Here is a 10,765-nt window from a genome sequence, read left to right as displayed (position 1 = left end):
AGCGCGGTGGCCGCCTGGATCAGGTAGAACGGGATGCTGTGGTCGCCGCCGAAGATCGCCGCCGCGAGCTGGGCGATCACGGTCTGCTGCGGCGTCGTGGCGCAGTCGGCGTAGCCGGTCAACTGGCAGGCGTCCTCGGTGATGTGGACGCCCGCGATCAGCGCGAGCGCGGTGATGCCGGAGAACATCACGATCGCGGTGATGCCCATCACGGCCATCGTGCTCGCGGCGTTCTTCGACTTCGGCGCGCGGAACGCGGGCACCCCGTTGGAGATCGCCTCGACGCCGGTCAGCGCGGTGCAGCCGGAGGCGAACGCCCGCAGGCTGAGCATCAGCAGGGCGACCCCGGCCAGCGCGTCCTTGCCGTGCTCGGGCCGGACCCCGTAGTGGGCGCTCTCCGCGACGGGGGCGTCCCCGAGCGCCAGCCGGACCAGGCCGGTGACGATCATCAGCAGGATCGCGCCGATGAACAGGTAGGTCGGCGCGGCGAAGGCGTTGCCGGACTCCCGGACGCCGCGCAGGTTCATCGCCGTCAGCACCGCCACGAAACCGACCGCCAGCACCACCCGGTGGTCGGCCAGGCTGGGCAGCGCGGAGATGATGTTCGCCACCCCGGAGGCGACCGAGACCGCCACCGTCATCACGTAGTCGACCAGCAGCGAGGCCGCCACCACCAGGCCGGCGTTCGGCCCCAGGTTCTTCGAGGCCACCTCGTAGGACCCGCCGCCGCTGGGGTAGGCGTGCACCACCTGACGGTACGACAGCACCACGACCACCATCAGCGCGACGACGCCCGCCGCGACCCAGGGGGTGAGGTAGAGGAAGGCGGTGCCGCCGACGGTGAGCACCAACAGGATCTCCTGGGTGGCGTACGCCACCGAGGAGAGCGGGTCGGAAGCGAAGATCGGCAGCGCCAGCCGCTTGGGCAGCAGGGTCTCGCCCAGCTCCTCACTGCGCATGGCCCGGCCGATCACGAGACGCTTCAGCGCCTGGGGCAGATTGAACACACGGGCGAGCGTAAGGCTGGCGACCGATCGGCCGCAGCACGCCGAAGACCCCGCCGGACCTGCTGTTTGCGCAGGTCGGGCGGGGTCTTCGAGGGTGTCAAGGGCCCGTCAGGAGCGGCGTTAAGGGATCGTCAAGATATCCGGAACGAATGCCTCATAGTGCTTGTATCACCTGATTACATCCGCAGCCGGAGCCGGCAGACGACCGCGTCGGTGTGCCGGCGCAGCGCGCGGTCGATGACCGCCCCGCGCTGGTTCTGCAGCGCCCGCTCCCACAGCCGGGTCGGCTCGACCTCGGGGATCAGGACGGTGATCCGGTCGTAGGCGTGCTCGGAGCCGAGCTCGTTGACGAAGCCGACCAGCGGGCGGCCGATCCGGCGGTGCGCGTCGGGGATCTCCAGCAGCGGGACACCGGGGTGCCAGAGTTCCCAGTCGCGGCGGAGCGCCTCGGCGCTCTCCCGGTCCTCCGCGTCGGGCACGGTGTGCACCACGGTGACCGCGAGCACCTCGTCGCCGAGCGAGACGGCGGCGCTCAGCGCGTCCCGGGTCAGCCGGGTGATCGCGTGCACCGGGACCACCACCAGCGAGCGCTGCCGAGTGACCGGACCGGGGATCCGGCCCAGCTCCAGCCGGGTGCCGATCCGGGCGTAGCTGCGGTGGACCGCCTCGAAGAGCAGCACCAGCAGCGGCAGCGCCAGACAGACGCCCCAGGCGCCCTCGGTGAACTTGGTGCCGGTGACCACCACGGCCGCGACTCCGGTGAGCAGCGCCCCGAAGCCGTTCAACAGCGCCTTGCCGCGCCAACCCGGGCCCTGCTCGCGGCACCAGTGCCTGACCATGCCGACCTGACAGATCGTGAAGCCGACGAAGACCCCGATCGCGAACAGCGGCACCAGGCGGTTGACGTCGCCGCCGGAACCGACCAGCAGCGCGGCCGAGACCAGCGCCAGGAACAGCACGCCGTGCCGGTGCACCTGGTGGTCGGCGCGCAGCGCGAACACGTGCGGCAGGTGGTTGTCCCGGGCCAGCAGGCGCATCAGCACCGGCAGACCGCCGAACGAGGTGTTGGCCGCCAGACCGAGCAGGACCACGGTGGCGAACTGCACCACGTAGAAGCCGAAGCCGTGGCCGAGCGAGGCGTCCGCCAGCTGGGCCAGCACGGTGACGCCCTCCACCGGCTGGAGCTGGAACCGGCCGATCAGCACGGCCAGCCCGATCAGCATCACGCCCAGCAGGGCGCCGAGCGCGACCTCGGTGTGCTGGGCACGTCTGGCGCGCGGGGTCCGGAACGAGGGGACGGCGTTGGCCACCGCCTCCACGCCGGTCAGCGCCGAGCAGCCGGCCGCGAACGCCTTGAGCAGCAGCAGCGCGCCGACGGCGGTGGCGTTGCCCGCCAGCGCGGAGGCGTGCCCGGCGGCGGCCTCGGTGCTCACCGGGCCGTCCCGGAACAGGCCGACCACCACGATCGCCAGGATCGAGACCACGAACACCGCCGTGGGCGCCATGAACCAGCGCGCCGACTCGGCGATCCCCCGCAGGTTGACCACTGTCACCAGCGCCAGCACCCCGAGGCAGAGCCACACCCGCTGGTCGTACAGCGCGGGGAAGGCCGAGGTCAGCGCGGCCACCCCGGCGGTCACCGAGACCGCGACGTTCAGGATGTAGTCGATCACCAGCGAGGCCGCCGCGGTCAGCGCGGTGCGCCGGCCGAGGTGCGCCTTGGCCACCGCGTACGAGCCGCCGCCGTCCGGGAAGGCCGCGATCACCTGGCGGTAGGAGGCGACCAGCACGGCGAGCAGCACGGCGATCGTGACCGTCACCGGCAGCGTGAAGCCGAGGCCGTACGAGCCTGCGGCGGCCAGCACCAGCACGATCGACTCGGGGCCGTACGCCACCGAGGCCATGGCGTCGAGCGAGAGCGCGGCCAGGCCCCCGAGCGCGGTCAACCTGTCGCGCTCCGGCTCCGGCCGCGCGCCGGTAACCGGGGGCTCCTCAATCGCCGACTGCTGCGCCGTGGTGACACCGGACATCGAACGGACCTCCTGCTGAGTACGGGTCCCCTGATCCTGGCGGCGCCCGTACGGGCCGGTTCCCGGCCCGTACGGATCCTTGACGCCGCCGGCCCGTTCCCTGACGGAGCGTTGACGGGCCGGTGCCCGTATTCGAGAAAAGCGCGCGGACCGCGCGACACTCCGTCCTGCCACGTAGTCATCAGGGGTATGCACGGGGAACACTGCACGACAGGACAGGGCGGGGTCGAGTGAAATCAGCACAGGAGGACGCGTACCTGGAGTTCGTGGCCGACCGAGCGAAGGCGCTGTACCGGTCGGCGTACGTTCTCGCGGCCGGCGACACGCATCTCGCCGAGGACCTGGTCCAGGAGACCCTCAGCCGGGTGTACGTGCACTGGAACCGGGTGGCCAGGGCGGACAGCCCGGCGGCCTACGCCCAGACGGTCCTGGTCCGCACCTTCCTGACCCTGCGCCGTCGGCGCAGCACCGGCGAGCGCCCGGTCGGGAACCTGCCCGACCACGCGGCCGCCGGCCCGGACGCCGCACTGCGGCTCACCCTGCTGGACGGGCTCGGCCAACTGCCGCCCCGCGACCGGGCGGTGCTGCTGCTGCGCTACTGGGAAGACCGCAGCATCGAGGAGACCGCCCGGATGCTCAAGCTGAGCAGCGGGGCGGTCCGCTCCCAGGGCACCCGGGCGCTCGGCAGGTTGCGGGTGCTGCTCGGCGACAGCCTGTCCGACCTGGTGTCGCACTGAGCGACCCCGTCGCAGAGTCCCCATCGACGACAGAAATGGTGAGATCAGCATGCCGTTCGAAACAGACTTCGCCCACGCCGTGGACCGCACGACCGACTCCCTCGAACCCGATCTCGACGCGCTCCTGAACGGAGCCGTCGCGCGCGGCCGCAGCCGTCGGCGGCGGCGCAGCGCCGGTATCGTCGCCGGGATCGGCGGGTGCGCCGTGGTCGCCGCGGCCTGCCTGGCGATCCCCGCCACGTCGACCGGGCTCGGCTCCGGCGGATCCGATCTGGAGATGGTGGCGCTGGCGATGCCCCGTTCCGCGATCAGCGACGCCCAGATGATCGCGGCCCTGCAGGCCACCCTCCCCGGGGGCCGGTTCAGCCAGGTGACCGGACAGAGCAACAACCCCTCCGACCCGAACGCCGGGATGGTCGCCAACGCCGGCATGGTCGTCGACGACGGCCGAGGCGCCGCCGCCATCGGCGTCTCGGCCGTGCGGCTCAAGCTGCCGCTCCGGGACGGCGACGGTCTGAGCTGCGACCGGACGCCCAAGCGTCCTGCGGGCGACACCTGCACGCTGCGCGAACTGCCGAGCAGCGCCGCGCTCCCCGGCGGAGCCCTGGTGATGTCCGAGCGGATCGCGGCCGCACAGCCGGCCGGTGCCGACACCCCCAACCGCTGGACGGTGACGGTGACGGTGAAGTCGACCGGCGCACAGCTCCAGTTGGTGGAGTGGAACAGCACGGTCGGCGCCGGCCCGGACACGCCGAAGCCGACCCGGAGCGCCCCCCCGCTCACCGAGCAGCAGGTGGTGACCGCACTCACCGGGGCCGTCTGGGCTCCGATCCTCGGCGCGGTCGCCTGATCGGAGCCCGTTCCGGCAGGCGTCAGGTGACCGGGGTCGGGGCGGTCGGCAGGTGCCAGGGGCCACGGCGGTGCAGGGCCGCCAGCTCACGCTGAGCCCCGGCTCGGGCACCACCAGGGTCGGGCAGGCGGCCCGCCGGACGCAGTACGCCGTCACCGAGGGCCGCAGCCCCCGCCGCAGCCAACTGCCGCCACCGGCGCCCCGGACCAGCAGGTCACCCGGGTGGTCGGCGGTGTGCACCAGCGCCGGGCCGGTGTCGCCCCGGACCACCTGCGCGGTCAGCCGCACGCCTGCGGGCGCCCCGCCGAAGGCGGCTTCGAGGGCCTCGGTCAGCCGGACCTCTGCGTACTCCCGCCAGGCGGCCAGCAGGGGCGGACAGGGTGCCAGGCGGTAGCCGTGCTCACCGCCCTGCGGCAGCCAGGCGAGCACGGCCAGCACCTCACGGTCGGTGCGGCGGCCCTGGTCCACCACCCTGGTCGTCGACCCCCGGCTGGTCGGCGGGCCGGCCGGCCCGGCCCGTCGGCCCCGGCCGGCTTCGCGCGCTCCAGGCTGGACCGCGCGTCTGACGTTCGGTCATGGACCGGGCCCAGAGCTGTCATCGCCCGATGTCGATGGACGCACTAGGCGAGCCGATCCGCCCGCCTCCCGGGGCCGCCGACGGGGGGGTCGGCGCAGGTGCAGGAAGAGCAGGACGGCGGTGGCCAGGGCCGGGAGCACGGTGACGCCCAGCAGCACGCCCAGTTCGGCACCGGCGGACTGGGCGGCGGCGTGGCCGGTGTCCGAGGAGACGTAGCCGAACAGCTGGAGCACCATCCCGTAGGCGAACGAGCCGAGCGCCAGCCCGAGCACCTCGCCGGTGGCGAACACCCCGGAGAACACCCCGGCCTGCTGACGGCCGGTCCGGGCGGTGTCCCGGGCGATGTACTCGGGGAGCATCGCGTACGCGCAGAGCAGCTGCCCGGCGTGACCGGCGCCCGCCACGCCCCAGAGCAGCAGCGCCAGCGCCACCGGCAGCGCCGGCGCGGCCAGCAGGGTCAGGCAGCCGGCCAGGAAGAGCAGGTTGGCGATGGTGTAGCCGGCCCGGTTGCCCAGCCGGGCCGCCAGCTTGGACCAGAGGCCGACGGCGAGCAGGTTGGGGGCCACGTACGCGGCCACCGCGACGCCGGTGGCGGTCGGGTCGCCGATCACGTGCCGGGCGAAGTACGGTGCGCCGGCCAGGAAGCAGCCGGTGGCCAGGGTCTGCACCACCGCGCAGGCGAACAGCACCCGGAACGGTCCGTTGGCCCGGGCGACCGCGAGCTGGCGGCGCAGGCTGGGCTCGCTCGACAGCACCTGGCGGCTCCTGGCCCGCGCGGTGCCCAGGAAGGCCGCGAGGGCCCCGACCAGCACCACCCCGGCCCCGAACAGCCCGGCCCAGCGGTGTCCGGCGATGCCGCCGCCCGCCGCCTCCACCACGGCCGGGCCGACCGCGCCGGCCACCAGCGCGGCCAGCCCGATCACCGCGACCCGGCCGCCGACCAGCCTGATCCGGTCCTCGGTACGGTGCGTGATGTCGGCCGGGATGGCCGCGTACGGGACCTGGAAGAAGCCGAACGCCGTTGCGGTGAGCAGGAATCCACCCGCCGTCAGCCAGACCCCGGCCGAGCCGCCCGCGAACCCGGCGAAGGTCACGGCCAGGAAGAACGCTACCGCCAGACCGCCGAACAGCACGTACGGACGGCGGGCACCCCAGCGCCCGGTGGTGCGGTCGGTGAGCCGCCCGGCCAGCGGGTTGAGCACCGCGCTCCACACCTTGGGGAGCAGCACGATCAGTCCGGCCAGCGCCGCGCCCACCCCGAGGGTGTCGGTCAGGTACGGCAGCAGGAGCAGCCCAGGCAGCGTGTTGACGGTGCCGGTCACCAGGGAGCCGGCGGCGTAGCCCCAGCGCACCCGGCGGGAGCGCTCGGGGGCGTTCTCGGTGGCTTCGGTGGGTACGTGGAACGGCTCGTTGGCCGTGCCCTGGACGGGAGGTGCGAGTTCCCCGGATTCGATGGCCATGACTCCCGAGGATGGCGGCCGGAAACGCCCCGGACCAGTCGGGGTTCTCCCCCACACGGTGCGGACGGCGCCCCGAACAGCGCGAACCGCTCTGGTGACTTGCTGCCACACCGGTACCGGACAGCGTCGGAGCCTTGGCGTGTCCGGGGCTTCCCGGACACGCTTCCTGCCATGACTACCGAGCCGGACCGCGACGCCCTGGTGGGGCGACGGGGGGAACTGCAGCTGCTGGAACAGGCCCTGCGCCTCACCCGCTCCACCGGCGCGGACGGCCGGGCTCGGATCGTCTCGGTCGGCGGCGAGCCCTGGATCGGCAAGACCCGGCTGCTGGCCGAACTGGCGGCGCTGGCCGGGGCGGAGGGCTGGCGGGTGGCCGTCGGCCGGGCCGGGCGGACCGGCCCCGGCACGCCGTTCGAGCTGGTGGTGGACGCGCTGGACGACCGGCTCGGCTCCGGCGAGGTCGAGTTGCCGACCCCGCTGGCGCTCCGGCTCGGCCGGGTGTTCCCGGCGCTGGGCGGCGCGGGTGCGGCGGTCGCCCCGGGGGACGAGTACTGGCTGATCCGGGCGGTGCGCAGTGCGCTGGAGCTGCTGGCGGACGGCCCCGGGCTGCTGCTGGTGCTGGACGACGCCCACCGGGCCGACCCGCTGACCCTGGAGCTGCTCGACCACCTGGTGCGGCACCCGCCCAGGGGCCGGCTGCTGACCGTGCTGGCCCACCGGGACTCCCCCGCCGCGAACCGGCTGGCCGTGCTGCGCGGCACCGGCGGTGGACAGCCCTGGCAGCACCTGGAGTTGGGACCGCTGGCGGCGCACGAGGCGGGCGCGCTGCTCGGCCCCGAACTCGATCCGGTGGACCGTCAGCTGCTGCTCCGGGACGCGGCCGGGGTGCCCGGGCTGCTCCGGGCCTGCGCCGCGACCGGCCCGGGCCGGGAACCGGTCGGCAGCTTCGAGCTGGCGACCGCGCCGCCGGCCCCGGGCGGCGGCCCGGTGGCCCTGGACTTCGGCCCGCTCTCCGGCCCCGCCTGGCGCACCGCCTGGGCGGCGGCCACCCTCGGCGGCGCCGTCACCCCGCAGCCGGTGGCCGAGGTGGCCGGGCTTCCGCTGTCCCAAGTGCTGCTGTCCATCGACGAGTTGCAGGCCGAGGCGCTGCTCCGGCCGGAGCCGGACGGCTCCGGCTTCCGGTTCCGGCACCCGGTGGTGCGGACCCTGCTGCTGCGCGGCAGCCGGGCCGGCTGGCAGTACGGGGCGGCCGGGCGGGCCCTCTCGGCGCTCCGCCGGACCGGCGCCCCGGCCGGGCTGCTGGCGGCCCAGCTGGAGCGGGCCCCCTCGCTCGGGCCGGCGGACCGTCAGCTGCTGCTGGCCGGGGCGACCGCTGACCTCCACCGCGCCCCGGCGGCGGCGGTCCGGCGGCTGCGCCGCTGGGCTGCCGGGCCCGGCGCACCGGCCGAACAGGCCGAGCAGGCACTCGGGTTGGGGCAGGCACTGACGCTGGCCGGCCGGGGCGAGGAGGCCCTGACGGTGTACGCCCGGGCCCGGGCGACCGGCGGCGGCCGGGCCCCGGCGGGCGGCCCGGCGGCCGAGGCGGAGTCCTCGGCACTGCGCGGGCTGGGCCGGTGGGCCGCCGCGCGGGAGCTGCTGGCCGCCGCCGAGGACGTCGAACTCGCCTGGGCCGCCCTGGCCCTGGAGGTCGGCGACCCGGTCGGCGGGCGGACCGCCGCGCAGTGGGCCGAGCACGGGTACGTCCGCGCCGTCCGGTCGGGCGACCCGGCCGCCCAGGCGCACGCGCTGGCCCTGCTGGCCGCCGCGCACGCCGTCGACGAGCGGTTCGCCGAGGCGGCGGAGGTGGCGGGGGCGGCCGCCGAACAGCTGGCGGGGCAGGAACTGCCGTTGCACCGGCTGGAGTCGGTGCGCTGGCTGACCGACGCCGAGTTCTACCTCGGGCGGCGGCACCGGGCCGAGGCCCTGCTCGGCCGGACCTTCGAGGCGGTGCTCGACACCGGGCAGTGGCAGTTGCTCGGCCGCACAGCGCTTGGGCTGTCCCGGGCCCGCTGGGAGGCCGGTGACCTGGCGGGGGCGGCCGACCGGGCGGTGCTGGCGGTGGCGGCCGGACGGCGGTTCGACAGCCCGCCGCTGGCGGTGGACGCGCTGCTCTGGCACAGCCGGATCAGGCTGGCCGGGCGGGACCTCCCCGGGGCATACCGGGCGGCGACCGCCGCCGGGCGGGCGGCGGCGGGTCTGGGCCGGCTCTGGCAGCGCCGGGTGGCGGAGACGCTGCGGGTCCTCGGCGCCGTCCCGGCCCCGACCGCTGCCGTCCCGGCCGGGCGGCCCGGTGGTGCCGGGCCCACCGGGCTGACGGACGCCCAGCTCGCCGACGCCGGACTGGCCGACGCCGGGCCGACCGACCTCGTGCGCGCCGCCCCCGGGCCGGGGCCGACGCAGGTGCAGACGCCGGAGCCGGGGCCGGGGCTGGCCGAGCTCAGCCGGCGGGAGGTGCAGGTGGCGGGGCTGGTCAGCGAGGGGTGCACCAACCAGCAGATCGCGGGCCGGATGGGTGTCAGTGCGAAGACGGTGGAGACCTACCTGAGCCGGATCTTCCGCAAGCTCGGCATCGTCTCCCGGGCGCAGGTCGCGCACCTGGTCGGACTGGACGACCGGCTGCGCCGGGGCCCCGGCACGGACGGTCCCGGCCCGGACGGCTCCGGGGCGCACGGCGCGGGCCCGGGCGGCCCTGCTCCACGGATCGGGGGCAACCCGTGGAGCGGGCCCTAGGGCGGAAGCGGCCAGGAGGGGGAATTTCCGGGCGCTGCCGACGGACTCCACTGTGCGGCCCGTCCCCTGAGGGCCGCTAAAGCGCCGCTGAGGCCCTGACCCGCAGTTCTGGCCAGTCAACTTGCTGCCACCGTGCCGTGCTGGCCCCCGCCCGGCCGGTGCGGCGACGCTGGCGGACGGGCGGTCGGCAGCCGACCCGGTCGAGGCACGGCGCCGCAGCAGAGGAGGACGCATGAGGGGCGAGAGGGCCGCCACCGCGGAGTTGGGCACGGGCCACGACATCCGGCACCTGATCCACTGCCCGCCGTCCTGGGACCACTACCTGCTCGACGCGCCCAGCAACGGCGAGGAACGGTTCGTGCTGGCCGGCGAGATACCGCTCCGGCACCCGCTGTTCAACGACGGATCCGGCCACTTCCACGACCACCAGCTGACCACCGAGGCGATCCGGGAGATCGGCGAGTTCGTCGGCCACCAGTACTTCGGGGTGCCCGCCCGACGCCGGGGCCTGTTCTACCGGTTCAGCCTGGAGCTGACCGATCTGACGGCCTGGCGGGTGGAGTCCCGTCCGGCCAGGATGACCACCGACATCCGGGCCACCCCGGCCAACGCGGTGCACGGCGTGCCGCGCGGACTGGACTTCCACCTGTCCGTCCAGATCGACGACGTGCCGTGCGCGACCGGCAGCGCGGCCCTGGTGTTCGTCCCGCCGGTGCTGCACCGCAGCCATCAGGAGCACAGCAGTTGGGCGGTCCGCGCCACGCCCGAGCTGGCGGACGAGCCGGACGGCCCGACCTGGCCGGTGTCCGCCGCGGCGGTCGGCCGGGCGGCGCCGCAGAACGTGGTGATCAGCGAACCGACCGAGAGCTCCCGGGGCCAGTTGAGCACCTGGGTGCTGAGCCGCGCCGACCACCCGGTGCTGGGCAGCGGCGGCGGACCGCACGTGTCCGGCACCCTGCTGCTCGAGTCGCTGCGCCAGTCCTCGCTGCTGGCGGCGTCCCGGGCCTTCGGCCTCGCGCCCGACCGGTCCACCCTGGTGGCCACCGACATCCACGTCAGCGGCTACGCCGACACCGACCTGCCGCTGCGCTGCGCGGTGGTGCCCGGCCAGCTCGGCCGGGACGCGGCCGGACGGCCCGCCGTCCCGGTGACGCTGACCCTGACCCAGCACCGGAGAGCCGTGGCCGAAGCCCGCACCACCGTCGTCCAGGACTTCTGACCGACCACCAGTTCTCCGACCGACCTGGCCCGGACGTCGGAGGATCCACCGACACCAAGGACCGGGCCACGGGGGCGGAAGTGAGCGAGCGCAACGAGCGGATCATCGGGAGAGCT

Annotated in this window: 7 protein-coding genes and 1 pseudogene; 4 read left to right on the top strand and 4 right to left on the bottom strand. The window is 75.0% G+C overall.

What is annotated here, in order from left to right:
- Positions 1–959: APC family permease (locus ACIRPK_RS32690; protein ID WP_403045417.1), on the bottom strand; the 959-nt coding region annotated here is incomplete at its 3' end.
- Between the two features lie 224 nt (positions 960–1,183).
- Positions 1,184–3,037, bottom strand: coding sequence for an APC family permease (locus tag ACIRPK_RS32685; RefSeq protein WP_403045414.1), 1,854 nt, complete (start codon positions 3,035–3,037; stop codon positions 1,184–1,186).
- A gap of 230 nt (positions 3,038–3,267) precedes the next feature.
- Between ACIRPK_RS32685 and ACIRPK_RS32680 the strand changes: the two genes are divergently transcribed.
- Positions 3,268–3,774 (top strand): SigE family RNA polymerase sigma factor, encoded by a 507-nt coding sequence (locus tag ACIRPK_RS32680; protein WP_403045411.1) that lies wholly within the window; start codon positions 3,268–3,270, stop codon positions 3,772–3,774.
- Between the two features lie 49 nt (positions 3,775–3,823).
- Complete coding sequence (locus ACIRPK_RS32675; protein ID WP_403045408.1) at positions 3,824–4,624, top strand: hypothetical protein; 801 nt, start codon at positions 3,824–3,826, stop codon at positions 4,622–4,624.
- Between the two features lie 117 nt (positions 4,625–4,741).
- Here ACIRPK_RS32675 and ACIRPK_RS32670 read toward each other — a convergent pair.
- Together ACIRPK_RS32670 and ACIRPK_RS32665 are read right to left on the bottom strand one after the other, a co-directional pair.
- A pseudogene (locus tag ACIRPK_RS32670) lies at positions 4,742–5,053 on the bottom strand (universal stress protein); the annotation flags it as partial.
- A gap of 144 nt (positions 5,054–5,197) precedes the next feature.
- Positions 5,198–6,661, bottom strand: a complete 1,464-nt coding sequence (locus ACIRPK_RS32665; protein WP_403045407.1) for an MFS transporter — start codon at positions 6,659–6,661, stop codon at positions 5,198–5,200.
- 171 nt (positions 6,662–6,832) lie between these two features.
- Here ACIRPK_RS32665 and ACIRPK_RS32660 point away from each other — a divergent pair, with 171 nt between their 5' ends.
- The gene (locus ACIRPK_RS32660) at positions 6,833–9,430 is read left to right on the top strand and encodes an AAA family ATPase (RefSeq protein ID WP_403045405.1); all 2,598 of its coding nucleotides are present in this window, start codon (positions 6,833–6,835) and stop codon (positions 9,428–9,430) included.
- Between the two features lie 232 nt (positions 9,431–9,662).
- A complete protein-coding gene (locus tag ACIRPK_RS32655) occupies positions 9,663–10,649 on the top strand; it encodes an AfsA-related hotdog domain-containing protein (RefSeq protein ID WP_403045404.1) in 987 nt (328 codons plus the stop codon).
- Positions 10,650–10,765: the final 116 nt, after the last annotated feature.

The organism is Kitasatospora sp. NPDC101801 (assembly GCF_044766665.1).
In the GTDB taxonomy this organism is placed as follows: Bacteria; Actinomycetota; Actinomycetes; order Streptomycetales; family Streptomycetaceae; genus Kitasatospora.
The sequence above is the reverse complement of the archived record's forward strand: the minus strand, read 5'-3'. Positions and strand labels throughout refer to the sequence as shown.